This window comes from Pontibacter populi (genome assembly GCF_040278685.1).
GTDB classification, from domain to species: domain Bacteria; phylum Bacteroidota; class Bacteroidia; order Cytophagales; family Hymenobacteraceae; genus Pontibacter; species Pontibacter populi.
The window spans coordinates 306135-321875 of sequence record NZ_JBEOKT010000004.1 but is presented as its reverse complement, the minus strand read 5'-3'; the positions used below and the strand labels follow the sequence as shown (position 1 = coordinate 321875).

General features: G+C 42.0%; 14 protein-coding genes and 1 tRNA gene. 6 read left to right on the top strand and 9 right to left on the bottom strand.

The window, feature by feature from the left end; genetic code table 11:
* Positions 1–4: 4 nt before the first annotated feature.
* Positions 5–1672 (top strand): amidohydrolase, encoded by a 1668-nt coding sequence (locus tag ABS362_RS06465; RefSeq protein ID WP_350411566.1) that lies wholly within the window; start codon positions 5–7, stop codon positions 1670–1672.
* A 253-nt stretch (positions 1673–1925) separates the two neighbouring features.
* On the opposite strand, the gene ABS362_RS06460 is transcribed toward ABS362_RS06465, so the two are convergent.
* The 3 genes from ABS362_RS06460 to ABS362_RS06450 form a co-directional block, all read right to left on the bottom strand.
* Positions 1926–3257: an MFS transporter gene (locus ABS362_RS06460; protein ID WP_350411565.1), complete on the bottom strand. Its 1332-nt coding sequence runs from the start codon at positions 3255–3257 to the stop codon at positions 1926–1928.
* Between the two features lie 63 nt (positions 3258–3320).
* Positions 3321–4796, bottom strand: a complete 1476-nt coding sequence (locus tag ABS362_RS06455) for a hypothetical protein (RefSeq protein WP_350411564.1) — start codon at positions 4794–4796, stop codon at positions 3321–3323.
* Between the two features lie 9 nt (positions 4797–4805).
* Entirely contained in the window at positions 4806–6278 is a 1473-nt protein-coding gene (locus tag ABS362_RS06450) for a hypothetical protein (RefSeq protein ID WP_350411563.1), read from the bottom strand.
* A gap of 211 nt (positions 6279–6489) precedes the next feature.
* Between ABS362_RS06450 and ABS362_RS06445 the strand changes: the two genes are divergently transcribed.
* From ABS362_RS06445 to ABS362_RS06425, 5 genes are all read left to right on the top strand, one after another.
* Entirely contained in the window at positions 6490–6663 is a 174-nt protein-coding gene (locus tag ABS362_RS06445; protein ID WP_350411562.1) for a hypothetical protein, read from the top strand.
* A 58-nt stretch (positions 6664–6721) separates the two neighbouring features.
* Positions 6722–8437 carry an ABC transporter substrate-binding protein gene (locus ABS362_RS06440; protein WP_350411561.1) on the top strand — a complete coding sequence of 572 codons (1716 nt, stop codon included), beginning with the start codon at positions 6722–6724 and terminating at the stop codon, positions 8435–8437.
* A 12-nt stretch (positions 8438–8449) separates the two neighbouring features.
* Positions 8450–9544: an ABC transporter permease gene (locus ABS362_RS06435; protein WP_350411560.1), complete on the top strand. Its 1095-nt coding sequence runs from the start codon at positions 8450–8452 to the stop codon at positions 9542–9544.
* The gene (locus ABS362_RS06430) at positions 9541–10611 is read left to right on the top strand and encodes an ABC transporter permease (protein ID WP_350411559.1); all 1071 of its coding nucleotides are present in this window, start codon (positions 9541–9543) and stop codon (positions 10609–10611) included. The genes ABS362_RS06435 and ABS362_RS06430 overlap by 4 nt, the downstream gene beginning before the upstream one ends.
* A 237-nt stretch (positions 10612–10848) precedes the next feature.
* Entirely contained in the window at positions 10849–11097 is a 249-nt protein-coding gene (locus tag ABS362_RS06425) for a hypothetical protein (protein WP_350411558.1), read from the top strand.
* A gap of 120 nt (positions 11098–11217) precedes the next feature.
* Here ABS362_RS06425 and ABS362_RS06420 read toward each other — a convergent pair whose 3' ends face one another.
* From ABS362_RS06420 to ABS362_RS06395, 6 genes are all read right to left on the bottom strand, one after another.
* Positions 11218–11649: a hypothetical protein gene (locus ABS362_RS06420; protein WP_350411557.1), complete on the bottom strand. Its 432-nt coding sequence runs from the start codon at positions 11647–11649 to the stop codon at positions 11218–11220.
* Between the two features lie 196 nt (positions 11650–11845).
* Positions 11846–11933: transfer RNA gene (locus ABS362_RS06415), tRNA-Ser, on the bottom strand.
* A 68-nt stretch (positions 11934–12001) separates the two neighbouring features.
* A complete protein-coding gene (locus tag ABS362_RS06410) occupies positions 12002–13069 on the bottom strand; it encodes an asparaginase (RefSeq protein ID WP_350411556.1) in 1068 nt (355 codons plus the stop codon).
* Between the two features lie 2 nt (positions 13070–13071).
* A complete protein-coding gene (locus ABS362_RS06405; RefSeq protein ID WP_350411555.1) occupies positions 13072–13839 on the bottom strand; it encodes a TatD family hydrolase in 768 nt (255 codons plus the stop codon).
* 201 nt (positions 13840–14040) lie between these two features.
* The gene (locus ABS362_RS06400) at positions 14041–15132 is read right to left on the bottom strand and encodes a glycosyltransferase (protein ID WP_350411554.1); all 1092 of its coding nucleotides are present in this window, start codon (positions 15130–15132) and stop codon (positions 14041–14043) included.
* A complete protein-coding gene (locus tag ABS362_RS06395) occupies positions 15129–15737 on the bottom strand; it encodes a polysaccharide deacetylase family protein (protein WP_350411553.1) in 609 nt (202 codons plus the stop codon). Before ABS362_RS06395 ends, ABS362_RS06400 begins: the two co-directional genes overlap by 4 nt.
* Positions 15738–15741: the final 4 nt, after the last annotated feature.

Below are 15741 nucleotides of genomic sequence, written 5' to 3'. Positions count from 1 at the left end.
ATTCATGAAAAAAACGCTACGCACCTTTGCTGCGGCTCTACTGCTTGGCTCTACCCTGCTGAGCAGCTGCACCAGTACCCGCAGCCGGACAGCTACCGAAACTGCAGACCTTATAGTTTATAACGGCACGGTTTACACGGTAAACGACAATTTCGATAAAGCCGAAGCCTTTGCTGTTAAAGATGGTAAGATACTGGCTGTAGGCACCACAGAAGAGATACGCCAGAAGTATAACGCTACCGAAGAACTGGATGCGCATGGCAAAGCCATTTACCCTGGCTTTAACGATGCACATGCGCATTTCTACCGCTATGGTTTATCGCTGCAGTCTGCTGACCTGGTAGGTACGGAGTCGTTTAAGGAAGTGGTGCGAAAGGTAACGGAGCAACGCGAAAAGTACCCGGACACCGAATGGATAACGGGCCGTGGCTGGGACCAGAACGACTGGGCCGTAAAGGAATTCCCAGCTAAAGACACCCTGGATGCACTTTTCCCTAACACGCCGATCATCCTTACCCGTGTAGATGGCCATGCCGCAATCGTTAACCAGAAAGCGCTTGACCTAGCCGGTATCACTACAGCCACTAAAATGGTAGGCGGCTTGGTTGAGGAGGAAAAAGGTAAAATGACCGGCATCCTGATCGATAACGCCATTGACCTGGTAACAGCTAAAATTCCGGAAGCTACAGAAGAAGAGCAGCGCCAGGCGTTACAGGCAGCGCAGGAAAATTGCTTTGCTGTTGGTATAACTTCTCTGGCTGATGCCGGACTGGATAAAAGCACAGCCGACCTGATGGATGCTATGCATAAAAGCGGTGATCTGCAAATGCGTGTGTATGTGATGCTGAACCCAACTAAAGCAAACCTTGACCATTATCTGAAGAACGGGATCTATAAAACCGACAGGCTGAATGTGAGATCTTTCAAGATCTATGGCGATGGTGCGCTGGGTTCTCGCGGTGCTGCCTTGTTAAAGCCTTACGAAGATAAAGCTGGACACTATGGTTTCCTGTTGGCTACCGAAAAAGAGTTCAGAGACATTGCAGCAACCTTAGCTAAGTCTGATTTCCAGATGAACACGCATGCTATTGGCGACTCTACCAACCGACTGCTGCTTGATATCTATGGTGAGGTGTTAGGTGGTAAAAACGATAAACGCTGGAGAATAGAACACTCGCAGATCGTAAACCCTGATGACATGGCTAAGTATGGCAAGTATAATATTGTGCCTTCGGTGCAGCCTACACATGCTACTTCGGATATGTACTGGGCCGGCGACAGACTGGGCAAAGATCGTATTGCACATGCATACCCGTTCAAAGAGCTGCTGCAGCAAAACGGTTGGTTACCATTGGGCAGCGACTTCCCGGTGGAGCACATTAACCCGCTATATACGTTTCATGCGGCTGTAGCGCGCCAGGATGCGAAAAACTGGCCTGATGCTGGTTTCCAAATGGAAAATTCATTGACTCGTGAAGAAGCATTGCGTGGCATGACGATCTGGGCGGCAAAGGCAGCTTTTGAAGAGAATGAAAAAGGAACTATAGAAACCGGTAAATTTGCAGATTTCGTGATATTGGAAGATGACCTGATGACAGTTGCTACGGAGAAAATGCGAAACTTGCAAGTTCTATATACTTACCTGAACGGTAAGCAGGTTTACAAGAAGTAAGCATGCTCAAACTATAAATAAAAATGCCGCTGCACCTCCTTCAGCGGCATTTTTATTTAAAACCAATAGTTAACTAAAGTAAAAAACTAAGCTCTAGCTTGCGTCCCGCGAGGGTGAGTTATTTAGCTGACTTTGCCTCTTAAAACTATAGTTTGTAAATCAATTTAACTGAATTGCGTAACGGGACGCCATAAGACTACCCACAATCGTGGGTCGCGAGCGAGAGCCTTGTCTTTAGTTCAGATTCTGAAGCCTAAGAAACTATAGTTGCTTTCATTTCCTGTTGCGTAGCCATGGCACGTTTCCAGCGCACCATAGACAGGAAGATCAAACCAAGCACAAAGAAAATGATGAGCGCCAGAATACTGTTTCGCATAGATCCTGTAAGTTGGGCGACCAACCCATAAGCGAGTGTTCCCAAAACTATAGAAACTTTCTCGGTTACATCATAAAAGCTGAAGAACGAGGCATGATCTATAGTTGTGGCAGGAATGAGTTTGGAATAAGTAGATCTGGACAGTGACTGCACACCACCCATAACAGTACCAACTATAGCTGCCAGTACATAAAAATCCATCTCCCCTCTTATAAAATAAGCCCCGATACAAATGCCTATCCAGATCACAACGGCAACTATAAGCGCCCTGATGTTACCATACTTACCAGATAAAACCGCAAAGGCATAAGCTCCGGCAATAGCAACCAATTGTATAATCAGGATGGTCAATATAAGTGCGCTATCCTCCAGATGCAGTTCTTCAATACCAAAAATAGTAGCCACGTACATTACAGTTTGCACGCCCATATTATAAAAGAAAAAAGCCAGCAGAAAACGCTTCAGCATAGGCAGTTGCTTTACCTGTTGAAGCACTTTCTGAAGCTCTTTAAGGCCATTCAATATCCAGCTGCCTTGTGGTTTTCGATTATAAACGTTACCAGGCAGGTGATAAAACGAATATTGCGCAAAACTGAACCACCAGATACCTGTTGTTAAAAAGGCTATGCGAGGCGGCAGGCTCTTGTTATCAGCAGCAATGCCAAACCACTCCGGTTTCATAATCATAGCCAGGTTAAAGATCAGGAGCAGCACACTACCAACATACCCCATCGAAAAACCACGGGCACTCAGTTTATCAAACTGGTCTTCGGTCGCGATCTCGGGAAGATAGGCGTTATAAAAAACGATACTACCGCTGAAACCAATGGAGGCAAGCACAAATAGTATAACAGATAACGTAAAGGTATCGCGGGTAAAAAAGAACAAGCCGATACAGGACAGGGAACCAAGGTAACAGAACAACTGCATAAACAACTTTTTACGGCCGCTATAGTCTGCAATAGAAGTCAGGAAAGGGCTCAGCAGTGCAATGATCAGGAATGAACCCGACACGGCGTAAGAGAACAACACCGAGCTCTCGAGGTTAAAACCCAGGAAGTTAACTATAGTTGACTGTGTTTCGGGGTTGGTAGCGACAGCGCTATAGTATATCGGAAAAATAGTAGACGTAATAACCAGCGAGTAAACCGAATTAGCCCAGTCGTAGAAACACCAGGCATTGGTTATTTTAGGGTTGTTCTTTTGCATGTGTCAAGATATTAAAAATCTTATTCATGCCTGTTATACAATAAATATAATGTAGAGCTGTTACTATATTTTGTTTTCCAATTTCTGAAGTATTATCTCCCATAATTGCTCGTAGGGCACAATTTCTGTTTCGGCGTATGCGTAACCAGCAACAGGCGTCTGCTTTAATTTATTCAGGATATAACTGCCTTTTTGTTTACAGACTTTAGTGTTTTTATATTCTCTACCTGTTATCTGCAATAGTTTTAAGAACAGCTTGGTACGAGCGTCTCCTTCACTTGTTAAATATTTAGCAATGAATTTTCGTACCCTATCAATTTCCCGTTCTACTAATTCAGGCTGATCTTTTTCAATTACAACTATAAAATCCAGGATAAGACTCCATACATTAAAGCCCTTTTTATCGTTTGGTATGTGTTTTAGCTTTCGGTCACTGAAGCTTGGCAAAGAATAACCTGTTATATAATTTATAATGCTATAATATAGTATCCAGCGTTCCTGTGCAGCAGATTTTAACTCCGCAAAATATTTATTTGTAAATACCTCAGTTAAAATTTCTTCTGCCTTAATATAATCATTAGAATGAACTGCTAAATGAAAGTAATTCTCTAAATGCATAAACCAATTGTTCGTGCCATTCTCGAGTCTATACTTTAATTTTTCTGCCTCTTCTATTCCTTCCCGATATTGCTTTGCTCTTAGGTAAACATATACGAGCATAAACCTATTAAAATTCTCTGAAAAATAGAGCCGATGTATCTTACCTGAATTGTAGAGCGAAAATATGTTATTCAAATAACTGATAAATGAAACAAAGTCGCCTTCTACTTCATAATATATCATTTTGAGTTGATGGTATCTTTTAAACACGAGATTTGATTCTGAAGCATCCCAAAAGATTTGGAGTTCATTAACGTAACTCTGTAACTTCTGCTTAAACTTAAAACTAGCTTCTACTCCTAACTTAATATCAAAACGAATATCATAGTATCTCTTATCCGCTTCCTTTTCTATCTCGTGTAAGCTATAAAGTTTTTCAAGTCTTGAGGTACATTTATCAAATTCCTTTCTGGTGTATTTCTTTTCAGCTAATAAAATCCTTAACTGTTCTAGGCCATCAATTTCATACTTAGTTAGATTAGCATCCTGTGCAATTTTTAATACTTTTCTCAACTGCTGCTCTGCTAATAAAGCTTCATCTGACCATCTTAGAGCGTCTGCCAAGTATAGAATTTTACGGCATCTAATTTCAATACTCCCAAATTCATCCATAAGCTTTTCATTATCAGTATCCAAAAAAAGTAACTGATTATAAAGCTTCTTTTTTACCCTAGACTTAAGCATTCGGAAAGCATCTTGTTTAGCAGGTGCGTTATAAAGCATTGCAATCAGATCTGCTTCATTTATGTCTGCTTCAGATTGCGTAAGCTGGAATAAACGGGTTTCAAGGTTTGTTGTGTCTGTATAGTTTAGCAACGCTGATGCCGACCCTTTTCCTTTACGCTCCAGTACATCTATTAACTTTTTAAGTTCCTCCATAACAATAGCTTACTTTGACATTTCATCTAAAATCAGCTCCCATAAATGTTCGTAAGGAACAATTTCAATTTCTGCGTAAGCATCGCCAGGAGTTGGTGTTTCTAAGAGCTTTTGGTAATGCTTTGCCCCTTTAGTTCTACATGATGAGGCATCGTAATCTTCTGTTACTGTTAGCATCAACAACTTAAGGAATAACTTACTCCTAAGACTAAATGTATCATTTAGATGCGTTAAGATGTACTTCTTTAGACTTTCAATTCTGTATAACAATGCCTCTGTATCACCTTTTTTGAGGAAATACATGAATTGAAGAATTAGAATTGCAACATTGAAACCTTGCTTGTCCTTGTTGTACTCAGTAAAATAAGTTATAAACTTCTGATAATTAAAGCTCTCTAACACTGGAGCGGAAGGTTCCATAAAGTCTAAATAAGCTTTATAAAGCTGCCACCTTTCTTTTGAGTCCTTAAGATTTGAATTAAAAATTGCATTATTCAGTACTCGATGGAGTAATAGCCTAGCTAATTCGTAGTTTTTAGAGTGTAATGCTAATAGAAAATAGTTCTCCATATATGAGAACCAATTCAATGTTTTAGGATCAAAATAGGAGTTAAATTTATCAGCATACTCAAGCCCAATTGCATATTTTTTAATCCTTAATTGCGCATAAATTAACATATGTGCATTAAAGCTCTTATCAAATCTGTGAGTATTTACTAATCCCTGTTGAACTAAATCTTTTGCCTCGTCTGTAATTTCTTCTATTTCCTTAAAATTACCTATTAACTCATAATATAAGATGGATGTTTTATATAATGAATCAAATGCAAGATAAGTAGATGTCTGATCCCAAATATCCTTTAAGCGACTAAGAATAGAGGGAACATTTTTCAAATATTCCTGCCTGGTTTTAACATTGCTTTTAATATGAACTTTAGTAGAATAAAACTGATTTATCGCTTCCCTTTCCAGGTTTACTATATTTGTATATTTTATTAATTCTTTAGTTTTCTTATTAAAAAGCTTATAAGAGCCGCTATTGGCAATACATATAAGTTCCAATTCAATTACATTGAGTAAAATATCATTAAATTCAAATACTGAAGCTATACTTCTTATTTTATTACAATTACTAGCAACAAGATCATACTCAGTTTGCTTTAATAGTAATTTAGATATATGAAGAAGCTTCAAGCATTCTTGTTCTTTTTGGTTAACTATGCGGCTTTTGGAACTGTCTGTTATTAGAAGTTTATCATACAGTTTCTTTTTAACCCGATGTTTCAGCATCTTGTATCTGAAATCCGTTTTATCAGAATCATATAATATTTTAGAAGCATCAGCATCAGAGTTAAATTCATCTTGAATAACACCCAAAAGAAATCTATTTTCTAAGTTTTTTGTTCTACCTACTTTAACAGCAATGTTACTTTTGTCTGAAATTGAATTAATAACTTTGATTAATAGCTTTATTTCTTGCATTGGAAAATATATTAAATATCCCGTTTAATACTGTTAATCTTTTTAAAACCTACTTTTCAGATTTAAAAATTGAATATATATAGAAATCACAGATTTTAAATTCAATTTTTAATTATTTTTTTAAAAGTTATTTATTCCATAAATTATTCCTTTATTATATATTTTTTTAATAAAATCTTTGTGAAGGACTAAAGCCTTAAATTTTAATATTATGATAGAGATACTAATAGCGATCGTTATTCAGGTAGGAACTTTAATGGGCGGTGACGCAAGCAAAGCTGAAGCTGAAGCCAAAGCCAAAGCAGAGGAACAGAAAGCTAAAACAGAGCAACCAAATGCTAATGCTAACTCCGAAGCAGATGGGGGAGCGGGCACCTGGCATTAATTTCTGCAATAATCCTTATCTTGCTTCTAATATCTTTTAGCCAAAGGACTTTTGCCAGATGAGGAAATTATACCCATTACTTTTTAGCTTACTACTATCTTTTTCTTTTTGCTCACAACCTCAGCGACAGCCAGAGGAAGTAAGAGTACGATTAGCAACTGATCCGCAAACGCTTAGCCCTGTAAACTATAGTGACTCTGAAGGATTACAGGTTATCAACCTGTTGTTTCAGAGCCTGCTGGGTGTTGACATGGAAGATGACCGGTTGAAGCCTGTTTTGGCTAAAAGTCTGCCTCTTATCGAACAAAAAGATTCTGTCACGCTTATTACCTACGAGCTAAGAGACGAAGCCAGATGGTCGAACGGGACTCCTGTAACATCAGATGACATCGCTTTTACGTTGAAGGTGTTAAAAGCACCGTTAGTACAAAATGAACAAGTAAAAACACAGGTTGCATTTATCCGTGACCTGATTCAGGACAAAGACAATAACAGGAAATTCACCTTCGTATGTGATAGCTTTACCCCAGAAATGGAGTTGTTATCCGGAGACTTTTTCATCATTCCGGCTTATTTATTTGACCCTGAAAACCTTTTAAAAAATATACCTGTTGCCGCATTCACAGATAGCCTTTCCAAGCTTGAAAACCATAATAACCTAAAGGCTTTTGCGGCAAAATTTAATACACCTGCCTACAACAACGATGGCAAAATGCTACAGGGTAGCGCAGGCTATTTACTTGAGGAATGGATGCCGGGGCAGTATATTAAGCTCCGGCAAAAAGAGAACTGGTGGGGCAAAAATGCTGATGCCACCAACCTCACAGCTAATCCCGAACATATTACACTCCAGATCATTCCGGATAATACTACAGCCTTGCTCGCGCTTAAAAACCGCCAGCTAGATGTGCTGAAGGATATCCCGGCAAGAGAGTTTGATCAGCTAAAGCAAAACACTGCATTCCTGGAGGACTACAACCTCTTCACACCGGACTCTTATAAATCTATTTATGCCGGTTTGAACAGCCGACTGCCAAAATTCGCTGACAAGCAGACCAGACAGGCTATTGCTTACTTATTAGACATTGCCAACTATATAAAAGTTACGCAGCAGCAATACGCTATTCCTACAGCAGGCATTATCCCTCCGAAACTTAAAGAATATTACAACACTGATCTAAAGCCTTACACCCTGAACCCTGATAAAGCCAGGCAATTGTTACAAACTGCCGGCTGGCAAAAGCGTGACAGTGGATGGTTTAAAACTATAAACGGTAAGGAGCAACAGCTAACTATAGTTGTAAGCTACAAGGCAGGCAATAACATTATAGAGTCTACGGCGCTTATGTTTCAGCAGAATGCGGCAGCTCTGGGTATACCTGTGGAGATAGAAGCCCAGGAAGGAAACCTATTTACCCAAAATTCCCGGGAACACCAGTTCGAGATGTTTTTCAGACCGCTGAGCGGCAATCCGTTTGCGTTTAACTTTGAGCCGATACTGCATACTTCTTACGCAGCGAAAGGCGGAACAAATTATACAGGTTTCGGGAATGCAGAAACAGATGCGCTAATACAAACTATAAACAAATCCACAGACGCTAAACAGAAAGCTACTTACCTAAAGCAACTTCAGAAAGTAATGCTGGATGAAGCTACCTTTATAGTGTTATACTATACAAAAGAGCGTTTGGCCATACATAAGCGTTTCCAAAACACAAAAGTCTCGGGTCTATCGCCGAACTATGATGTGAGTGCATTTCAGATTAAAAAGTAGTAGCTGCTTTTTATGCTACGCCTCCTGACTAGCCGCCTGCTTTATGCTGTACCTATAGTATGGCTTATGGTATCTGCTATCTTTTTGCTGAGCAGGATCTTACCAGGCACTTTCGGGGAGCAGCTGTTTACAGACGATGCAGCCTTTTATAGCAAAGGATCTCAGCAACAGAAAACCGCAGCCTACGAGCAACTTCTGAAACGCACCAATCAGCAATTACCTCTCTTTTATGTAGGCCTGGAACCTATCACTAAAGCGAATGCTAACACAGGCTACACATACTTATTGCCAGACTTTACCTGGAACGGCACACATAATCAATATCATATCTGGGCATCAGAAGTTTTAACAGGCAGCTTTGGAGCATCTTTTGCCAGTACCCGTCCTGTAATGGAAGTAATTACTGAGGCTGCAGGCAATACCATCTGGATCATAGGATCGAGTATGCTTGTAACTATAGCTTTAGCATTAGTACTGGGCGTAGCGATGGTGCGTTGGCAAAACGCCAAATGGCCATCATGGCTACTCTCCTTCCTTATTGTGCTGGATTGCTTCCCGTTATTTGTGTTGACCCTGCTGCTGTTATTGTTGTTAGCTAACCCCGATGTACTGCAGCTCTTCCCGGTTTTCGGCCTTGGCTATAGTTCGGTTGTAAATCAAAATGGCATTACAGTGCTTCTTTACCAGTTTCCTTACCTGGTATTGCCCATACTTTGCCTCGTGCTGGCCAACCTGCCCTACCTGACCAACCAGTTCTATAGTTCGCTTGCAGGCACCATGCAGGCTGGCTACATCAAAACCGCACGTGCTAAGGGTCTGCGTGCACAAAAAGTAATTACCGGTCATGCGTTGCGCAATGCGCTCCTGCCTGTCATCACGATACTATCCGATATGTTGCCAGCACTTGTAGCAGGTACTGGTATTATAGAGATCATTTTTGCGATACCCGGCATTGGACGCCTTTTAATAAACAGTGTCGTGGCCCGCGACTTTCCGGTTATAGTTGGTATAGTAGTAGTGATTGCAATTTTTAAGATGGTGTCTCATGTGATAGCCGATGTTCTATACGCGCTGGCTGATCCGAGAATAAGGAATTCCCGAAAATGAGAAGCCTCTTTTTAGATATCGCGCAGCTTTGGAGAAGCAGCTGGAGTTTTAAGGTGGCCTTACTATACCTGGCTGTTCTTGTGCTCCTGGTTCTTGTTCTGCCCTTCCTGCCCCTGCCCTATTCGCCTAACCAAATGGACCTGGAAAATGTGTTTTTAAAGCCTTTTGTAAGCCATAATCACATATTAGGGACAGACCAGCTGGGACGGGATGTGTTGGTTAATACGTTACATGGCGCCCGGAACGGCTTAACAATAGCACTGCCTGTCATGCTTATCTCATCTTTAGTAGGTACAACTATAGGCGCACTGGCAGGATATTTCGGAAACAATAAGATCAAACTGGAGCGTGGTGCTTTACTTATAGTTCTAACCTGTGGGCTGTCATTGCTCTATTATTTTGTTTATGTACCGATCCAGGCATTAACACACAAATTACCGTCAACTATAGTTTACACATCGCTGGTTGCAGGAACTGGTATTTGTTTATTTCTTTGGTTTGTTGCCCGACCGCTGTTAGAGCGGTTCTCCATTTTGAGGGTTCCGGTAAATTTTCCTTTGGATGGCATTACCCTTCGCAGTATAGAACTGGTCACCAGTTTGCCAAAGTTACTTCTCCTGATAAGTGTAGCAGCATTTGCGCCTCCATCGGTCATGTTACTTTCTGTCATTCTTATTTGCACTTACTGGACCGGAACTTCACGTCTTGCCCGCGCCGAAATGCTGCGCATAAAAGAGCTACCTTACATGGAAGCAGCTTTAAGCGCTGGTATGTCTCCTAGCCGGATCATTTTTAAAGAAGCCATTCCTAACCTGATCAGTCCGGTTGTGGTAGCTTTTATTTTTGGAGTGGGGGCCCTTCTAGCTATCGAATCTACGCTTTCATTTCTGGGCATCGGACTTCCGGCTACGTTTCCGAGTTGGGGGCGCACCATTTCCGGTATCCGCTCTAACCTGTCGGCCTGGTGGCTTGTGGCCTTCCCGGGCGGGTTACTGGCGCTAACTATGCTTGCTTTACAAATATGCAGCTATCAATTAGTGCGTGTAAAACAGGAAAGAGCAAGGTAGCAAATGTTACTTTTGGCCTTATTCTGTCATACCCTTTTCCTGTCTTCCTAAACATAAACTACCAATCGTATAACAATGCCTTGGGCGTATGTTGCAATTTCTGTAACAGAGGATAAACCCGGCTTTAAGATACAATGCCTTATTAGTTTTACACAAGTTAACATTCGCTATTAGTTTTCCTGTTAGCAAGCATAGTTATTAGTTAATATTGTTTCAAGAAACTAAAGCACAAGCTGCATGAACTCAACTTATAGCATACTGACCGAATCCGATTGCTTAAGCCAGCAAGTTTTATCTGCTTCTTTTAATGTTGCCTTGCACCAGGACGACCTGATGGAATTCGCAACGATAGATGGTGGTGTAGTGGATTATTATGCCTGCGAAGAGGCTGTAAATACAGGAGCAGGCATTTTTATTGGTGGCTATTTTGTAGGAGTCACAGACTATTCGCAATGTTATAGTCAGCTATCTTTTACGCGTAAATAGTGCGCTTACGCTGAGGATTTTACTTTGAAGATCTTATCTAAGATATAAAATTAGTTGTTGGTTGTTTGTGTTAAACAATTAGCCCTGTGGTAGCCGCTGCAGGGCTTTTGTTTTACAACCCTATGAACTATAGATCCAGTCCAGAGCAGCTTCACGATCTGCAAATGAATGCATACTGCAACCAAAAACAGACTCACATTTAACAGTGCTCAGTAAGCTATCGATAACAGCTTGTGTAAATACATCCGGCTCTGTAATACGGGCAAACTTTATAACAGATGAGGTTGAGAGGGGAAGCAGAAAATTATTTCTAATTATTTTGTGTCCTTCGTTGCCAAGCATGCTAAATTTTCGCGTATCGGCTAGCAGATAGAGGGGCTGCTTATCTTCTATCACGCTTAGTAAATGAGTCAGACGGAGTTGCAACTCCTCTAACGACACATTATCGATTAGCGTAATTTCAAGCAAACTCAGCGGTTCGCTGTAACGTACGGTATACCCTGACTGATCGGAGGAGATAGTTTCGGAAATGGAGGCGTGCTGTAAAACCATAAGAGACTTTTACGCAATAGTTATACCAAATACTTGTACTATAACATTATAATATATTCATACGTAAAGTATTTTCCTATTTAAACTACTATTTCAGCTTTGTACGCTCTATGTTAATTAGCAGAACTATAGGTACGGGCCAACATAAAACAGAAGCCTCGTTCATATTATATAAACGAGGCTTCTGATACTTTTGCAGAGAGCAAGGGATTCGAACCCTTGATACCCTTGTGGGGTATACACACTTTCCAGGCGTGCTCCTTCGACCACTCGGACAGCTCTCTAATTGCGTGCAAAGATACACTTTAAATTTTTATAGTTGCAAACTATAGCAACCTTATCCTTAACCTGCTTATGGAGTTAATTCGCCGCGCAGGTTCTCAGAAAGCAATCTTATAGTTTCATCTTTAGGCAGCTTCAGTCCCAGCACAAACATCAGCTTGGTCACAGCAGCTTCGGTGGTTATATCGGCTCCACCAATTACCCCCATGTTTAGCAGGTACTTACTGGTTTCGTAGCGGCCCTGGTCCACACGTCCTTCGTCGCATTGGCTCACATTCAGGATGTACACACCACGGTCTATCGCCTCTTTTAACAGACTCAGGAACCACTCTGAAGTAGGCGCATTACCGGACCCAAACGTTTCTATTACAACTCCACGTATACCCGGTGCTTGCAGTATGCTCCGCACCACAGTCTCTGTTATGCCCGGAAACAGTTTTAGTATAACTACATTCTCTTCTAACTGATGGTGTACTTTTAAAGGTTGTAACGGGCAGGGTAAAATGTTCTCATCGTAAAAATCAATGTCTATTCCGGCTTCGGCCAAAGGTGGGTAGTTCTCTGATTTAAAGGCATCGAAATGGCTGCTCTCTACTTTTTTAGCGCGGTTACCACGCAACAACAGATTATGAAAGAAGATACTTACCTCCGGCACGCGGCATTTTATATGTGCTTTTGTTCCGGCAATCTGTAAGGCCGTGATCAGGTTTTCGCGGGCATCTGTTCGAATCAACCCGATGGGCACCTGGGCTCCGGTAAAGATCACCGGCTTTTGAAGGTTCTCCAGCAAATAACTCAGCGCTGAGGCACTATAACCCATGGTATCAGTACCGTGCAGCACCACAAAACCATCGTAGTCGTTATAGTTCTCTTCTATCAGTTTGGCCAGCATCAGCCAGTCGGCTATAGTTATGTTAGATGAATCTATAACAGGCTCTATGCTGATAACGGTAAGCAGGTAATTAAACTGCTTTAGCTCCGGCACTTTATCCGGTATCTGCGAAAAGTTGAATGGCACGAGGTGCTGTGCTTCTTCATCGAACACCATGCCTACTGTTCCTCCTGTATAAATGATCAGTATCGATGCTTCCGGATCGTCGGGTGCTGCTGTATCGATGTGTACTTTTACCGTTTGCATAACTATAGTTTAAACAGGTTCAGGGCGTTTTGAGTGGTTGTAGTAGCTACCTCTTCTTCGGTTTTATGCATCAGTTCAGCTACGCGTTTCAGCACCAGCGGAATGTAAGCAGGCTCGTTGCGTTTGCCACGAAACGGCACCGGTGCCAGGTAAGGACAATCAGTTTCCAGAACCAGGTCTTCCAGCTGTACATGTGGCAACACCTTGTCCAGACCGCCATTCTTAAAGGTAGCCACGCCGCCAATTCCCATCAAAAAGTTTAGCTCTTTTACCTTAGCAGCCTGCTCTGCCGTGCCCGAAAAGCAATGAAATATTCCACGTAAGGTTCCGTCCTGCGCAGCGGCTACCAGTTCGTAAGTTTCATCAAAAGAATCGCGGGTGTGCAGCACAATGGGTAACTTATGTTTTTTAGCAAGCTCGAGCTGTACTTTCAGTGCTTCCTGTTGCTGCAGGAAAAACGTTTTGTCCCAGTACAGGTCAATGCCGAACTCCCCTACTGCCGCAAATGGGCGCTTATTAAGCCACTCTTCCACCAGGTAAAGTTCGCGCTCAAAATCCTTCTTTACATAGGTTGGGTGCAAGCCCATCATAGGTATGCATTGATCCGGAAAAGCAGCTTCCGTTTCCAGCATCGCATCTATAGACGTATGGTCAATGTTGGGCATGTAGATCTTCTCTACCCCTGCTTCCCGGGCCTTTGCTACGGCAGCTACCTGGTCTTCCTTAAACTCTTCGGAGTAAATATGTGCGTGCGAATCAACTAATTTCATCTTTACAGTTATCAGTTATCATTGATCAGTGACCAACGGGGTACTATAAATTTAAAGCTGCAAGTTAAAGTTAATTGTTGATTGTTAATTGCCGATTGTCTGAATCAGGACTTTCAGGATGAAAGGATTGACAGGATTTTAATTGAGTAACTCACAAACTTTCTAACTCTTTAACTCCCAAACTCACTAACTCCTAAACTCTCAATATCTTCTTCCCTTCCAGACGGTTTTAAAAGGCATGAAGAAATAAATGATCAGCATTACTGAAGAAATGACCAGGTATAGTTCGAAAAAAATGTAGAAATACCACGGAATGGCCAGGTTCAGGCGGCGCAGGCAGATGTGCAGAAATATACTCTGGAAGATGAGCTTAAGTACAAAAATACTACCCATAATGGCCACCGAAGTGTAAGCAAAGAACGGAATGAGAACCGGGTAATAAGCAGAATGCAGAATAAATATGATAGCCATATACCACGGCAGATGCATCGCGCCGCTCATCCAGCGTTTGCGTTGGTTTATGTACTGCACAAAGTTGGCCGCCGGCAACGAAAGCGCTAGCACATCCCTGCTATAGATATTCCTGAAATCCCAACCCTGGCGCAGAATTTCGTTAAATATGGCAATGTCTTCGGTTATCGAGAAGTTGATCCCTTCAAAACCGCCAACACTATCGTAGGCCTCGCGACGCAACAACATGTTATTACCCATAGTTGTAACCGGCAAACCTTTATCTGATACTACCTGCACTAAACCCAGGGCATAGAGCCAGTCCAGGGCCTGCATTTTATAGAAAAACCGGTTACCGGTTATAGTTGTAATGCCCGTTACCACACCCACTTTCTCAGTCATCGCCGAAAGCATTTTTTGCACCCAGTTTGCAGGCACTGCTATATCGGCATCGGTATAAAAATAGTAACCGGTGGTAGCATGATGGGCTAATTGCGCCAGCACGTTTGCCTTGCCTCGTGTAGTGCCAATATTTTCAGTTATCGTGATGCACTTATAGTTTGGTTTGCCTTGTATGTATGCCTCTATAACTGCCAGCGTGTTATCTGTGGAAGCATCATTCCCGATCAATACTTCTATTTTATCTTTCGGATAGGCAAGGGCATCAATAGCAGCAAGGCAACGCAAAATGCTGTGTTCTTCGTTGCGGGCGGCAATTAAGATACTGATATGAGGTTGCTCGGAGAGATCTAAACTATAGCGTTTGCGGTTATAAACCAGCAGGTACAGCAGCGCCACGAAGATGAAAAAGTAAACTATAAAATAAATGACCGAGAAGATCATAAGAGCTCGAACGAATAACCCTGCCTTGTGAAATGCTCCAGAAAACGGGGCAAGGCATAGCGCATGTTTCGCTCCGCTTTCAGGCTGTCATGGAAAACGATGATACTGCCGGGTTGGGTTCTAGTTATACTTTGCTGTAGGCATTTGTCAGCAGACAGCGTTGCATCGTAATCGTTGGTCAGTACATCCCACATAATCAGTTCATAGGTTGGTCGTAAAGCCGCAGCCTGCTTAGAGGTTATTCTGCCGTAAGGTGGACGGAATAATGGCCTTTGCTGTGTAGTGCCTGCAGCTATAGTTTCCAACAGGTGCTGGCATTGCTGTACATTCTGCAGATACGCGTCGAAAGGGGTTTGCCAGCCTTTTAAGTGGTTGTAGGTATGGTTCGCAAGTTTGTGTCCACCTGCTAAAACCTGCTGCGCTATTTCCGGGTGCTTCGCCAGGTTATCGCCCACGCAAAAAAACGTAGCCTTCGCGTTATAGTTGGCTAATTGCTCCAGCACAAACGGTGTTACTTCCGGAATGGGCCCATCATCAAAAGTAAGGTATAACTTTTTATCTGCCCCCTCCCGATGCCAAGTGTAGCCAGGCAGTAGCTTCTTCATGAGA

Bases quoted from the DNA above. Each gene is read 5' to 3' on its own strand.
- ABS362_RS06465 (WP_350411566.1), top strand. From the start codon at position 5: ATGAAAAAAACGCTACGCACCTTTGCTGCGGCTCTACTGCTTGGCTCT.
- ABS362_RS06460 (WP_350411565.1), bottom strand. From the start codon at position 3,257: ATGCAAAAGAACAACCCTAAAATAACCAATGCCTGGTGTTTCTACGAC.
- ABS362_RS06455 (WP_350411564.1), bottom strand. From the start codon at position 4,796: ATGGAGGAACTTAAAAAGTTAATAGATGTACTGGAGCGTAAAGGAAAA.
- ABS362_RS06450 (WP_350411563.1), bottom strand. From the start codon at position 6,278: ATGCAAGAAATAAAGCTATTAATCAAAGTTATTAATTCAATTTCAGAC.
- ABS362_RS06445 (WP_350411562.1), top strand. From the start codon at position 6,490: ATGATAGAGATACTAATAGCGATCGTTATTCAGGTAGGAACTTTAATG.
- ABS362_RS06440 (WP_350411561.1), top strand. From the start codon at position 6,722: ATGAGGAAATTATACCCATTACTTTTTAGCTTACTACTATCTTTTTCT.
- ABS362_RS06435 (WP_350411560.1), top strand. From the start codon at position 8,450: ATGCTACGCCTCCTGACTAGCCGCCTGCTTTATGCTGTACCTATAGTA.
- ABS362_RS06430 (WP_350411559.1), top strand. From the start codon at position 9,541: ATGAGAAGCCTCTTTTTAGATATCGCGCAGCTTTGGAGAAGCAGCTGG.
- ABS362_RS06425 (WP_350411558.1), top strand. From the start codon at position 10,849: ATGAACTCAACTTATAGCATACTGACCGAATCCGATTGCTTAAGCCAG.
- ABS362_RS06420 (WP_350411557.1), bottom strand. From the start codon at position 11,649: ATGGTTTTACAGCACGCCTCCATTTCCGAAACTATCTCCTCCGATCAG.
- ABS362_RS06410 (WP_350411556.1), bottom strand. From the start codon at position 13,069: ATGCAAACGGTAAAAGTACACATCGATACAGCAGCACCCGACGATCCG.
- ABS362_RS06405 (WP_350411555.1), bottom strand. From the start codon at position 13,839: ATGAAATTAGTTGATTCGCACGCACATATTTACTCCGAAGAGTTTAAG.
- ABS362_RS06400 (WP_350411554.1), bottom strand. From the start codon at position 15,132: ATGATCTTCTCGGTCATTTATTTTATAGTTTACTTTTTCATCTTCGTG.
- ABS362_RS06395 (WP_350411553.1), bottom strand. From the start codon at position 15,737: ATGAAGAAGCTACTGCCTGGCTACACTTGGCATCGGGAGGGGGCAGAT.